The organism is Moorena producens PAL-8-15-08-1 (assembly GCF_001767235.1).
In the GTDB taxonomy this organism is placed as follows: Bacteria; Cyanobacteriota; Cyanobacteriia; order Cyanobacteriales; family Coleofasciculaceae; genus Moorena; species Moorena producens_A.
Genome location: NZ_CP017599.1, coordinates 5,002,846 through 5,015,789, shown reverse-complemented (window position 1 = coordinate 5,015,789; position 12,944 = coordinate 5,002,846). Strand labels below are relative to the sequence as shown.

The following is a 12,944-nucleotide window of genomic DNA, read 5'->3' as shown; positions in this document are numbered from 1 at the left end:
CTCCCTGCTCCCTAAAACCTAAGGCAAGAGGCATGCATGCTAGAGGCAAAAGTTGGTAGGGTGCGTGATAAGACGGGCTCGTCCTAGTTTTATAAATAGCCAGTGTTGGCACAGCCCGTCGGTGTAACGCACCACTCGCTCTTTAAAACTTAATATCTAATCGAGGAACATTTAAGATACTTTCTTAGTCAGACAACGTGATTAATTGACTAGAGGTAAGAAAATGAGAGTTGATCAAAGCAGTGGTTTAAGGCAACGACTTAATGGTATAGTCATGATAATCTATGCCTTAATACCGATTATCCTAGTAGTGGTATTTTTGATTACTTTTTTAACAATTTTACATGACATCAAGAGTCTAGTAAGTGGCCCTTTAGTGGAAATCAATAACACCCTAGTGGAGGTGAAGGAAAGTACTCAAAAAGCCAAAGAAGAAATTGCTAATATCATAGAACCAATCAAAACAGTAAAGGCAGAGGTGCAAGAAGCTTTAGAGATAGTTGAACAGATTCCTACAGGAGTAACTTTGCCTGATCTTGGCATCCCAGATGTTAATCTTCCGGTGAAACCAAATGTCAAATTGAAGGGTAGATTTCCGCCTAAGGTGAATATCGAGATGAAAGACGTTTCAGTGGCTATGCCTACTATTCCTGGGTTTGAAGTACAAGTGGTTGGTTTGCAACAGGTCAAGGCAGTGTTAAAGGATAATTTGGAAATACTTAGGGTTTTTAATACTATTGTTAGCGGTATTCCTAACCTCGATTCCCTTAGAGCAGATTCCCAAAAAATTGTAGCAGGAGTGCAGGAGTTGGTGAACGGAATTCAGAACATCGGGAGCAAGGTATTGGGGCTGATGATATTTAGCGCAATCATGGTGATACCCTGGTTAATTAAGTTATGTATAGCTCCTTACATTACCTGGGCTTACGGTCAGGTCACCACAGGATGGGCATTAGTCCGTGGTCAAGTAACTGAATAAATCAGATGGGGAAATCTCAGGGAATAGGGAAAAGGGAACAGGGAACAGGGAAAAAATTATGTGTACCTCATTACTATGAGAAACGCTATAGCCATGTAGGGTGCGTGATAAGACGGAAAGCCTCTGATTTTCCGCCTCTTCGCGCCTGGGACAGGCCGTCCCCTAACGCACCACCAGTCTACTCCCTACTCCCTACTCCCTACTCCCTGCTCCCTTTGCTATAGATTATATATTTAGATAACTTAAAAATTATCAGGATGAATAACCCTCAATCCAATATCTCTAAAGCCTATGAACCAGAAGCAACCTCGTCAGAAGAAATGACCATGAATGAGCTAGGTGCTTATGTGGCAGCGCCTGGAGCTATTGGTGGCTTAACCAAAATAGTCTTAGAAATAGTACAACCGCCCTCTAGTATACCAGTTAATCCCCCAGCTTGTAGCTCCTTTTTGTGTTTGCTACCAGCAAACCTGTTTCTAGGTATGATTAGTGCTGTGATTGGGACGTTTTTGTTGAGTGATGTTTTAGTATTTAGGAAATCCAAATTCAAGGTGATTGGCTTAGCTTTAATGTTGGGATTGTTTTTCCCTAGTGTATTTAGCACAGCATCAACCATTACTAATTTGAACCTTGAAGTTCAAGAAGCTAGGCAGCAACAAAATCAAGCCATACAAGCAACGATGGCAGCTAATCAAAAATTAGCAATAACCTCAAAAGAGACCAAGGTTCAAAAAGAGGTTATTAAAGATATAAAAACATTAGGAAACAATTCCGCAGACCTTCAGGTTAAGAAAAATGCTATTCAAACTATAGAAGCAGTAGCAAAAGAGTCTAAAGATACTACTGTGAAGCAACAGGCGGTTGAGTCCTTGGAAGACTTGGCAACTAATTCTAAAAACCAACTGGTAAAAACAGAGGCTATTTCTGCTTTACAAAATCTCAAAATAAACGCTAATAGTAAAACACTAATAAATCAAGTCAATCAATCGATAAATATTTTAAAAAAGTAATCATCTCATCTAAACAGTATTAAGGAGTGAAATAATATCTGATTATAGTTAAAAGTTAAAAGTTAAAAGATTTAATTTAAATTAATAGCAATCCCATTTACTCTTTCCTACTCTCTATTCCCTGTTCCCTGTTCCCAGATCCGCTGTGGGTGCATCTCATTTTTGTTGTTTGATAAGGTGGTGCGTTACGGGCAGCAACATAACCAAGGGCTAGAGGCGGAAAATGAGGCTCCCCCTAACGCACCCTACGCAACTCTGTTCCCTGTTCCCTGTTCCCTGTTCCCTGTTCCCTTTGCTAAATAAGTTTAAACTAACGAAGATGCGCATCGGAAAACGCACTAGACCTAGACAATTAGACATAATTATCAAAGGGTCATCCCATAACCATTGGCGTGACCCTTATCATATAATGCTGACCGTTAATTGGCCGATATTTTTCGGGCTAATTGCGGTTTGTTATTTAACCATAAACATTGTCTTTGCCCTATTGTACCTAGCTGGAGGAAATTGTATTGAAAATGCCCGTCCAGGTGCTTTTTTAGATGTCTTTTTCTTCAGCGTTCAGACCATGGCATCTATTGGTTATGGTGCCATGTATCCCGTCACCTCTTATGCTAATATCATCGTTACCATAGAAGCTCTAGTGGGTTTGATGGCCCTAGCCATGGCAACCGGACTCATGTTTGCCCGCTTCTCTCGCCCTACTGCCAGAGTGATCTTCAGTCGTAGGGCAGTGATTGCGCCCCATAATGGGGTCACTACCCTCATGTTCCGCACTGCCAATGAACGGGATAATCGGATTTTGGAAGCTCAGCTCAGGGTAAGTTTGCTGCGCAATGAAGTGACCTTAGAAGGGGAATCCATGCGTCGATTCTACGACATGAAACTGTTGCGTAGCCAAACCCCTAGCTTTGCTCTAACTTGGACAGTGATGCATCCAATTGATGAAAGTAGTCCGTTATATGGGGAAACACCAGAGTCTCTCGCTGAAATGGAAGCCACACTTATTATCACCCTAGTCGGTATTGATGAAACGGTTTCCCAGACTATTCACAGTCGTCACTCCTACACCGCATCAGAAATTTTGTGGGATAGGCGTTTTGTAGATATGTTTCATAATAAATCAGACGGCACTAGAATTATTGATTATAGTCACTTTCATGATGTTAAATAATAGCAATTTATAGGGTTTTTCAATGGGGTTAGATACTTTCATTCTGGGTTTTAGGGAGTAGGGACTTCGGAGCAGGGAGCAGGGAGCAGGGAGCAGGGAAGACCGCACTGCATCGCTTCTGCCTTTTGCCTTACTGTTGTGAAATTTAAATCCACAACAGCTTACCGTACGCAATAATAAGGATCAAACCAGTGGCCTAGGGTGTGTTAGGGACGGGCTCGCCAAGACGCAAGCCATAGCAAGTTTTGGGACAGTCCGTCCCGTAACGCACCACCGCGTCAAATAGCATGCATTGAGATGCACCCTGCAATTTTCTTATCCCTGTTCCCTATTCCCTATTCCCTGTTCCCTATTCTCTGTTCCCTTTGCTGTATAGCATTTCTATTACCCAAATGCTGTTACCGTACGCAATAATAAGGATCAAACCAGGAAATGAACGGACTCGACTGAACTGAATCAGCCACTAACTCCACCACTCCGTCTTTATTAATAATCCATCGATTAGCTTCAATAATTCTAGACCGACGCGAGTTACCTGTATTGGAAGCATGATTACGATTTTTCCGGCGGCGAGCGATATGGCGAGGTAATGGCCGTAAATCCATCCACAGGGTTTCACCCACAAGAGGTTGAGTGGGGTCTGTGGGTAAGCCACCCCGCCCAGTTTGGACAAATTGATTGCCCTGATTGGTAGCGCAACCAGTGGCAACTAGCAGTTTGGGATTAACAAAAGTTTCCGGTAGCTCGAATAATCCTGCGCTAGGGTCAGGGTCAGGTGCATTAATTTCCACAGTACCGCTAAAAGAAGCTCCGAGTTGGGAAGAGGCGGTAATATCACTTTCTGGAGTAAGTTCTTCTCGAAATTCAGTGCCAAAAATGCCTAAGGCATTGATAATTACTCGTCCCCCAAAGCTATCTTCCGCATTGGCAGTGATATCGCTATTGTCTAGAGCCACTAGCAAATCAGTATCGATAGTAATATTCCCCCCAGTGGCAGCACCTTCGGCATTGGTAGTGATGTTACTGCGATCGCCCATTACAATCAGCTCGGAATCCAGGATAATATTGCCTTTGTCCCCAGCACTGACTTCCGCAGAAAGGGTAGCGGATTGATCTAATACAATCGACAATGCAGTAATGTCGAGATTACCTGCCTTGGCATTATCCCCATTACCACGAGCACTGACCGAAATTTCGGCGCGATCGCGAACGGTCAAGTTATTGCTGGTAATGGTCACCGAACCCGCAGGAGAGTTACCCTCTGAGAAGGCAGCAATCTGACTAGGAAACCGACCTTCCTCTGAAATACCAGTGACCTCTATGTCATTAACATTGAGGATGATATCCCCAGCTGCACCATCCCCTAAGCTAGAAGCAATCAGCTGTCCACCATCGAAGATGTGCAACCGTTCAGCATCTATCCTTAATTCACCGCCATCGCCAGTGGCTCCTGGACGCACGGAAACGAACACACCACTGACCAGGTCAGTAAAACCTTCAAAAGCATCACTGATCTCCACCTCAGTGGCGCGAATGGTAATATTGCCAGCATCCCCAGCACCAACCGCAGAGGCAAAGAGACTTCCCCCTTCTGACACTCGCAAACGCCCAGTTTCAATCAGTATATCGCCCCCCTTCCCAGTAATTGGCGTATTAGTAGAAGGGTCTTGTCCACTGGTGGATAGGTTGCTAGGGATTAGACCTCTTGCATCAGTGCCAATCACATCTACGGACTCGGAAGCGTAGACTGTGATATTTCCGGCATCCGAATTTCCAGATGTAGCAGAAGTAAAGAATGCTCCATCACTAACAACCAAACGCTCGGTTTCAATGGTTATATGGCCGCCAGGGCCTTTGCCCAATGTAGCTGTGGCCAAAGCGCTGGGAAATCTACGATTAGGTGAGCTACCAATGGCTGAGACTTCCTTAGCTGTTACTGTTATACTGCCCCCATCCCCATCCCCCCGATTAATCGTGCTGATCTGAGCACCATTACGCAATTGCAAAACTGGAGTGTCAATAACCACCATCCCTGAATTCCCAGTTGCTCCAGGTCGGCTCTGGCTTCGGATTAACCCATTCGGTTCCAAAAGTGTTGTACCTGAGAGCATCACAGATTCTGTGGCGGTAATGGTAATATCACCAGCATTACCTGAGCTGAAGGTGTTGCTTCTGAGAATACCCCCGTTCACCTGCAATTGTTTGGTATCAATCACGATTGTGCCCGCATTACCATTACCCCAGGCAATGCTTGAGATTAAGCTTAATGGATTGACTTCCAGCAATGAGCCGACATTGAAGGTAATATTGCCAGCAGCACCTGCATCAAAGCTATCGGTAGAAATTATGCCACCATTGTTAAGTATCAATTTTGGGGTATTAATTCTTAAGCTCCCACCATCCCCTGTGCCTCTCGATTCCGAAAATAAGCCGCTGTTGAGTTCCACATTTGGATTAAAGTTAGCCGGATTTAAAGGATTTTCGGGTAAAGAGACTCCCTCAGTACCTTGGTTTTCTAAAGACACTTGCAGGGTGTAAGTGTCCCCCACTTTTGCTGTTGTGCCTTCGATCAATTCATTATTACTAGCATCAGAGCCATAGGCAGCGACTCCGAGTAAGTAAACCCCTGGGGAGGTGATGGTGGTATCAATATAGGCGTCTGCGGTGAAATCGCCAAAGAATGGTAAACTGCCACCAGCACCATCAGTAACCAAAGAAAAATTATTGACCTCTAATAATTCTCCTGTACCTTGATTAAACAGGAAAATCTTGGTAACTAGGCTACCGTCTTCCTCTGTAAGGCCATTGTCGATGTCGAAAATAGCTCGACTGTTGCTATTCGTGATACTGAAGGAGAAGTAATCGACTTGATTTTCTGCTGTACCCAAGACAGTGGTGCCATTAATAATCTGTTCTGGAGTCCGTTCAATGGACACATAGGGTATTCCCAATGGTCCAGATTCAGCCACGTTGGGATTGGGGTCAGTAATAAACTCCAGATCATTTAAGTCAAAGGGTTCTAAGTCCAACAAACGATTAGGGACAAAATCCCGACTTTCCCCAGAGATAGTAACGCTTTCGGTAGCGTTAATGGTGATATCTCCAGCATTGCCTAGATTGGTGGTAAGGGTGATAATCTGTCCGCCCGTTTCAAGGACTAAGGTATTGAGATCGAGTGCGATCGCACCGCCATTACTACTACTGTTGGTAACTGTACCGATAAACCCCCGATTAGCTAGATTGAGTGACCCTTGGGCATTATTAATAGTAATGTTGCCTCCTGTGCCACTAGTGTCAGCAGCGGAACGAGTCAGAATCCCACTAAATAACCCATCTTCAGTGAAACCAGAGATATCAATGGCACCATTAGCATTAATCTCAATATCTCCTGATGCCCCATTGCTATTGGTAACGGTTTGAATTCTTGAGCCACCAGTGATACTAAGAGCGCTAGTGGTTAGCTGGATGTTTCCGCCATTGCCGATGGCTCCCGTTAGTAAATCATTAGCAATTAAACTCCTGTCACTGAGATTGCTATTACCTTGAGCGTTAATAGTAATATTGCCAGCTACGGCATCTGGTATGGATGCTCCTGAAGTCAATCCAGCTTGTAAAGTAGATTGAGACATCAAGAAGTTAGCACCATTGATGGCAATAGTTCCGCCATTAACATTAGTGACATCTACCAAGCTACCATTAGTCAAAGAAACATTAGCTCGTTGAACTCCATCGGGAAAACTAACCGATGTTGCGCCAGCTCGCGTAACTGTTCCTGGACTGGATAATCCTCCTAATTCTACCCGTCCCCCTGGCACTTCAACGGTGGCACCATTGAGATTCACCTCACCCCCAAGTAAGGCCATGGTTTGCCCGGTCTCGATGCCTAAAGTAGCTCCTCTAACGTTGACTGAGCCAGGATTGCTACCATATTGCAAACCGATAGGAATATTAATGGTTAACAATGGTGGAGCCTGTGGATCACTAGCGCTAAAGTTGAAACCATTGTCAAACATTGCACTATCAGCAGTGCTAGCGACAAAGGAGCCTGCGACATCTAAGCTCGCATTGGTTCCAAAGTTAATACCATTGGGATTAAGCAAGAATAAATTAGCGCTACCGTTTACTCCTAAGGTGCCCAGAATTTGAGAGAGGGTGCTGCCGGTGACACGAGTCAAAATATTAGTAATGCCATCGGGATTAGCAAAATACACTCGTTGACCATTACCAACATTAAATTCTAAAAAACTGTGGAATAAGTTACTATCTCGTATGGCTCCCCCTTCGATTAAATCGGCTACTGCACCACGGATAGTCTGATTGGGAGTAACCTGAGAATTTTCATTCCCCAAAGTGCTATCTGGGGTAATTTGAGCGAGGGTAGGTGAGGCGAGTAATAAACATAGACTACTAACTTCGAGTAATCCCACTAAGCCCAATTGCATTAGTGAAATGGGTTCTCTGGGTAGGCTTTCTGTGAGGGGATTAGCTTTGTGGGATTGGGGGATGCATACGGATTTCATGGATAGCTCTGGCCGATTAGTCTCAGTCCTAGAGTTCCCGGCACTGTTGGTCAGAGGAACACCTGTGATGAACTCAGAGCTGGTACCTTCAATTACAGCAAATTTCGCCTGCCTAGCCCCAGGGCTGTTTCATTGCCGCTTCCGTGTTCTATTAATACTACATGGTGAAGTGCGAGATGTTAGTTAAAATATGATTTTAATCAAAATTTAATAAGATAATTGATAAAAATAGATTTGAATAGGAAAGGCACAGTATGTTGATACTAATGAAGCTTCCCCCACCTGGTAAACCGAGGTGGGGGTGTCCTATGCTAATCTAGGGCTAGCCGCAGCCCACAAATCACACAGACAAGCCCAGCTTCTAGGCGGTCGTCCAGAGCTTTTGCTGAAACGACCCTCGTTGTCATTTCTGCGAACGAGTTTAAGCACACCTCTAGCGCCGATATTGTAAGCACCGTTTAAGTCGGCATTGAATTGCTTACCTGAGGAGAAAGTTGCTAGGGCATAATTTCCTGAGTCACGTTTAACAATGCCTGAACCATCATAGGCAAGCTTTGAGGTATATGCTGCAACAACCTCTATTACTTTGCCTCCTAACTCAGCCCATTTCTCAAGCGTAAAATCGCGAATTTTTGCCTTGAGCCATCCGTGAAATCTTTGCCGAAGGTTAGACCGTTTTCGTCCCCCTTTTGGCTTCCATGCCTTAAGGTTCTCAAACACAATCGCTTCGGAGTTAAACTTTTCAGCAATCTCAACAATTCGCCTAGAGACTACATGACTGATTTGGTTGTTGATTCTTTGGCATTTTTGGTAGGTCTTAGAACAAAAACCCTTGTGAAGTCTGCCACCCTTCCCCATGGTTTTAGATGCACGCATAGATACAGACTTCAGTCGCTTGTCCCTGCGGTCTATGTCTCTCCCCGGATGGATGAAATCTCGGTGGATTACAGTGCCACTGTGGGTTACAACCGATATCGTTGCAGTAGTATTAATTCCGAGATCTACCGCTGTTACATTAGCCTCTGGTTTCCGTTTTTCTGGCTTGCAACTAAACGGAACTGACAGATGGCAAGCTCTTTCATTAAATATCAAAGATGGTGACAACATCTTATTGGTTGCCACCTGATGACGCTCTCTTAATCCGGTAATTTGAACGGTAGTCCAGACCCAGTCAGAGCCGTTAAAGACTTTGATTTCGACTTGATTGAATCGGTGTAGTTTATAGCATTGGCCTTTATATAAAGCTGGGTAACAGCCAGTGTCAGCATTCAGTTTCGGAGGACTGGCATTAGGTAGTTTCCTAGTGCCTGCTTGCCATTCTCGGTAACGGGTCACAAAACTACTAACTTGACCCGCCGCAAATGCGAGCGCAGAACGACGGTAATAGCTGGGAAATTTATAAAAAGCTTTGTTGAACTGAGGATACTTGACACTGGGACGCTTAGCTGTCTGATGCATTAGTTTCTCGACAGCAGGAGTCAGCTGATCCGCCGTTAAGTTCCCGAATTTACTCCAGTGAGTGTAAATAATACCAACCAAGTATCTGCAAGCACGACGATAGACTTTAACCGTCTCAGTGAACAGCAGACGCTGCTCACTAGTTGCGTTAAGCCTCCATTTGTCGGTGCGAATGATCTGAGTTGGTGTTTTCACAATCTCAACGGAATTGCTAATATGTCACTATATTAACCTATAGTATCACAAAATGTCAACCGCCTTTCGCTCTTTCGCTCACACTGTTTCGTTAATCAAGATTCACATAGTGTTTGTCACTAAGTACCGCCATCCAGTAATTACTGGGGACATAGAAGAGGACATCTTAGACTTGGCAAAAAGCATCTGCGAGAAAAATAACTGCATCCTTGAGGATGCCAAGGCGGACTTGGGGACAAATGATCATATCCATCTCCTAATTGATTTAGCCCCTAAGGTATCAATTTCCAAGCTTTGCAACACCCTTAAGACAGTGACCAGTAGAGAGATTAGAAAAAGATACGCAAAAGAATTGGCTCCCTATTACTGGAAGCCAGTCTTCTGGAAAAGGGGATTTAGTGCTGTTTCTTGTGGAGGAGCCCCCCTTTCGGTTCTAAAGCAATATATAGAAAACCAAGGTTACGACGATTGATTGACTTGCTCCTTAACCCCCACCTGGACGAGGTGGGGGAATGCGTCGCATTTTTGTTCAAATATATTCGATGACACTTTCTTTGACAATTCGTCAAATTAAATCTGCCTGTAAAACGGCGGCACTGATTGGCATGATGGCGCTATCTGCCATCCCAGCCCGCGCTCATGAAACAAGAGTGGTGGGAGCATATAAAGTCACTGTGGGCTTTAAAAACGAACCAGCTTTTGAGGATGTGGTGAATGCGGTTGATGTTATTCTCCGCAATGCTGCTGATGACTCTCCTGTAGACACAGACAAAGAAGACAAAATAGATCTTGATGTCTATGTGCTGTATCTCAAAGAAGATAAATTTGATGCTCAGGTGATTCGTAAAGCCAAACTCAAGGGTGAACTCCGAAAAGCCTTTCGTACTGAAAACCGTTATAATACTTGGTTCAAACCTACCCATGACGGTGCTTACGGTTTTCGGGTAAAAGGCACAATTAATGGTCAACCGATTAATGAAAAATTTGTCTGTGGTGGTGGGACAAAAGATTTTCGGGACGGAAGACCTCACTCTTTCCGATGCGTGGTTGACCCTCAGACATTTCCTGGAAATCGAAATGGTAATAATAACATAGACAATGCAGGATACAGAGATAATGATCGATATCATCGCAATTATTGATATATTGGCGTTGCTGAATTAAGGAATGAATAGGAGTTGGGTGGGCATCCTGCCTGCCCGAAAACTGTAACAGGCAAGATGCCTGTGTCTTGATGCAGTCGCTCATGGGGGAAACCACGGCAGTCGCTCATGGGGGAGACCCCCAAGACCGCGCTGCATCGCTTCCACGCCTGATGCCCATTCCACAAAACTCTTCAAATCATTCCATTAGAGGTTGTCTGAGAAGTATTATTTGCTACATCCAAGCCCCCGTTGGTCCCCATCTGTAAAAAAGCGAAGCATCCGCTAATTCCCCCCAAGCGAGGGATTGCTCGCTTGGGGGGTTAGGGGGGCGGGGGACTTTTAGAAGCAAATTGACTCTTCCCCCAAAGTTGGGGGGCTAGGGGGGCAAAATTCAGTATCAAAAAACTTGGGAGATATCCTCTTATGAAGCAACGCCAATTCTATAATGAATTTATAGTTAATAGATCTGAAATACCGACCTGACGTATCTTCTCTAATTCGATCAGCCTGCGATTAGCATCTTGACATTCCTGCCAATAGTATTGCTTACGTTGCGAATCATTACTAAGGTCAATTTTTTGCCATTGCTCTAAACAATAGCGCCGATGTTTTTCCAAGGCTACTATTTCTAGGGAAGCTGCTGCAGCTTGTATTACCATCGGGGCTCGCAAAATATCTTCTGTACAGGCTTCGTCAAGATGAAACAGATGAGCCACTTGAGTCATTTCCCTAGGAAATTGTAAACTCCGGTCTTGTAAACGGGAGATGAGCTGTTCAGGGGTGGTAGTGTTAAATTGTGTCCCTATCCCTTGCAGTTCAATAATTTGTTGCCACAAGAATCGATGGTGAGAAAGACTAAACAGTAAATCTCCCTGGTCTAGAGTATCAATAATTGTTTGTCGATAGTCTGGACAGTGTAAATAAATCCGTAATAGTAAGGCTTCGGCTCGTTCTAAAAGGGTGCGCTCTTTACCAACAGGTAGGTTTGAGTCTTGATTACCCTGTTGTTTCGGTTTCTTTAACCGAGGTGAGGATTTCTTAAAGGCAGCTCTCAGGGGTTTTTGGAGTTGAGTTTGTAAATTTTCGATGTAGAGAGAGACTAGTTTCCCTTGTCCTTGACTGAGAATTTGAGCACAGTAGTTAATATAATAAGTGAGCTGGTTTATGTCATCGAGTTGATTGAGTAACTTAACCATCGCTTGGGCGACTTGCTGAAATTGATTGGCTTGTTGGAGGTCTTTGCCAATCAGGAGTTGATTAATCTGCCAATCCAGCCACAAGGGAGCATTAAGCAACAGTTGTTGGTATTGTTCCGTAGCGTCAGGAGCAGATTTGAGGAATTCATCAGCATCTTTGCCATCCGGTAAGTTCAGTACCCGTAGCTGCACAAGTCCTTGGTAAGCTAGGTTAGCCATTTCTCCAATGGCTCTTTGGGCAGCAGTGGTACCAGCAGCATCGGCATCAAAGTTGAGCACAATTTGCTTGGATTCAGTATAGCGCGATAGTTGCCGGACTTGATCTAAACTAAAAGCGGTACCAAGGGAGGCGACTGTATTAGTAATTCCTGCAGCATGGAGTGCGATCGCATCAAAATATCCTTCCACCACTACAGCTTGGTCTTGCTTGGTAATGGAATTACGAGCTTTATCTAGGGCAAAGAGGGTTTTACTTTTATCAAACAGGGGAGTTTCTGGAGAGTTGAGGTATTTCGGTTGCTCATCCCCGAGACTTCTACCACCAAAGCCAATCACTCGACCTTGGGTGTCGTGGATGGGAATCATAATGCGATCGCGAAAGCCATCATAATACCCACCATTGTCCCGAGGCTTAATCAATCCCGCTTGCTCAACTAGCTTCACTGGCTTCCGTTTGTGTTCCACCAGATAGCGGTAGATGGTTTGCCAACTAGCTGGAGCATACCCTAGCTCGAAGGTAATGATGGTTTCCTCACTCAGACCCCTTTGACCGTGCAAATACTCTAGGGCCTGTTGTCCTTGGGGTTGTCTGAGGGCATGTTGATAGAAAGCTGTGGCTAAGGCCAGAATCTCGTAGAGTTGCTCTTGTAGAGAAAGTTGCCGTTGTAATTGCTCCCGCTGTTCCGGTTGCAGGGTTTGGACTGGAACCTGGTAGCGCTGTGCTAAATCCAGCACCACATCTGAGAAAGAGTGCTTGCCAATCTCCATCAGGAATTTAATCGCATTCCCCCCAGCTTGGCAGCCGAAGCAGTAATACAGTTGTTTAGAGGGACTGACCGTGAAACTGGGAGTTTTTTCCTCATGGAAAGGGCACAGACCGACATGGTCTCTGCCACGCTTGCGCAATACCACATGCTCCGAGATGACATCCACAATGTCAGACCGTTCCTTAACTGCTTCAATAGTGTTTGGGTGTAGCCGTGGAATGTTCATTGCTCGATTACGTGGTTACAATCAACAGGGTGTTTTTAATTGTGCCACCATACTC

At 44.6% G+C, this 12,944-nt stretch carries 11 protein-coding genes; 8 read left to right on the top strand and 3 right to left on the bottom strand.

Annotation, left to right across the window (positions count from 1 at the left end; genetic code table 11):
* The first annotated feature begins 223 nt into the window (after window positions 1-223).
* The 5 genes from BJP34_RS18390 to BJP34_RS18380 all read left to right on the top strand — a co-directional run bounded on the left by BJP34_RS18390 (window position 224) and on the right by BJP34_RS18380 (window position 3,163).
* On the top strand, window positions 224-979 hold the full coding sequence (locus BJP34_RS18390) for a hypothetical protein (protein ID WP_070393597.1): 756 nt from the start codon (window positions 224-226) through the stop codon (window positions 977-979).
* A gap of 5 nt (window positions 980-984) precedes the next feature.
* The gene (locus tag BJP34_RS40150; RefSeq protein WP_149031045.1) at window positions 985-1,203 is read left to right on the top strand and encodes a hypothetical protein; all 219 of its coding nucleotides are present in this window, start codon (window positions 985-987) and stop codon (window positions 1,201-1,203) included.
* Window positions 1,204-1,461: 258 nt separating this feature from the next.
* A complete protein-coding gene (locus tag BJP34_RS18385; protein WP_149031044.1) occupies window positions 1,462-1,989 on the top strand; it encodes a hypothetical protein in 528 nt (175 codons plus the stop codon).
* Window positions 1,990-2,169: 180 nt separating this feature from the next.
* The gene (locus BJP34_RS49065; protein WP_267876305.1) at window positions 2,170-2,292 is read left to right on the top strand and encodes a hypothetical protein; all 123 of its coding nucleotides are present in this window, start codon (window positions 2,170-2,172) and stop codon (window positions 2,290-2,292) included.
* A gap of 16 nt (window positions 2,293-2,308) precedes the next feature.
* Window positions 2,309-3,163 carry an ion channel gene (locus tag BJP34_RS18380; RefSeq protein ID WP_070393595.1) on the top strand — a complete coding sequence of 285 codons (855 nt, stop codon included), beginning with the start codon at window positions 2,309-2,311 and terminating at the stop codon, window positions 3,161-3,163.
* A 398-nt stretch (window positions 3,164-3,561) separates the two neighbouring features.
* Here the strand turns inward: BJP34_RS18380 and BJP34_RS18375 are convergent, their stop codons facing one another.
* Window positions 3,562-7,683 carry a filamentous hemagglutinin N-terminal domain-containing protein gene (locus tag BJP34_RS18375; RefSeq protein WP_070393594.1) on the bottom strand — a complete coding sequence of 1,374 codons (4,122 nt, stop codon included), beginning with the start codon at window positions 7,681-7,683 and terminating at the stop codon, window positions 3,562-3,564.
* A 306-nt stretch (window positions 7,684-7,989) separates the two neighbouring features.
* The gene (locus BJP34_RS18370; protein WP_070390948.1) at window positions 7,990-9,336 is read right to left on the bottom strand and encodes an IS200/IS605 family accessory protein TnpB-related protein; all 1,347 of its coding nucleotides are present in this window, start codon (window positions 9,334-9,336) and stop codon (window positions 7,990-7,992) included.
* A gap of 52 nt (window positions 9,337-9,388) precedes the next feature.
* Between BJP34_RS18370 and tnpA the strand changes: the two genes are divergently transcribed.
* The 3 genes from tnpA (at window position 9,389) to BJP34_RS43650 (ending at window position 10,747) form a co-directional block, all read left to right on the top strand.
* Complete coding sequence (tnpA, locus tag BJP34_RS18365) at window positions 9,389-9,808, top strand: IS200/IS605 family transposase (RefSeq protein ID WP_070390947.1); 420 nt, start codon at window positions 9,389-9,391, stop codon at window positions 9,806-9,808.
* Window positions 9,809-9,878: 70 nt separating this feature from the next.
* The gene (locus BJP34_RS18360; RefSeq protein ID WP_070393593.1) at window positions 9,879-10,478 is read left to right on the top strand and encodes a hypothetical protein; all 600 of its coding nucleotides are present in this window, start codon (window positions 9,879-9,881) and stop codon (window positions 10,476-10,478) included.
* A gap of 92 nt (window positions 10,479-10,570) precedes the next feature.
* Window positions 10,571-10,747, top strand: coding sequence for a hypothetical protein (locus BJP34_RS43650; protein ID WP_158517293.1), 177 nt, complete (start codon window positions 10,571-10,573; stop codon window positions 10,745-10,747).
* A gap of 174 nt (window positions 10,748-10,921) precedes the next feature.
* On the opposite strand, the gene dnaG is transcribed toward BJP34_RS43650, so the two are convergent.
* Complete coding sequence (dnaG, locus tag BJP34_RS18355) at window positions 10,922-12,889, bottom strand: DNA primase (protein ID WP_070393592.1); 1,968 nt, start codon at window positions 12,887-12,889, stop codon at window positions 10,922-10,924.
* Between the last annotated feature and the right edge of the window lie 55 nt (window positions 12,890-12,944).

Coding starts and splice junctions, on each gene's coding strand:
- dnaG (WP_070393592.1), bottom strand. CDS start 12,889: ATGAACATTCCACGGCTACACCCAAACACTATTGAAGCAGTTAAGGAA.
- BJP34_RS18385 (WP_149031044.1), top strand. CDS start 1,462: ATGATTAGTGCTGTGATTGGGACGTTTTTGTTGAGTGATGTTTTAGTA.
- tnpA (WP_070390947.1), top strand. CDS start 9,389: ATGTCAACCGCCTTTCGCTCTTTCGCTCACACTGTTTCGTTAATCAAG.
- BJP34_RS40150 (WP_149031045.1), top strand. CDS start 985: ATGGGGAAATCTCAGGGAATAGGGAAAAGGGAACAGGGAACAGGGAAA.
- BJP34_RS18380 (WP_070393595.1), top strand. CDS start 2,309: ATGCGCATCGGAAAACGCACTAGACCTAGACAATTAGACATAATTATC.
- BJP34_RS43650 (WP_158517293.1), top strand. CDS start 10,571: ATGCAGTCGCTCATGGGGGAAACCACGGCAGTCGCTCATGGGGGAGAC.
- BJP34_RS18390 (WP_070393597.1), top strand. CDS start 224: ATGAGAGTTGATCAAAGCAGTGGTTTAAGGCAACGACTTAATGGTATA.
- BJP34_RS18375 (WP_070393594.1), bottom strand. CDS start 7,683: ATGAAATCCGTATGCATCCCCCAATCCCACAAAGCTAATCCCCTCACA.
- BJP34_RS18360 (WP_070393593.1), top strand. CDS start 9,879: ATGACACTTTCTTTGACAATTCGTCAAATTAAATCTGCCTGTAAAACG.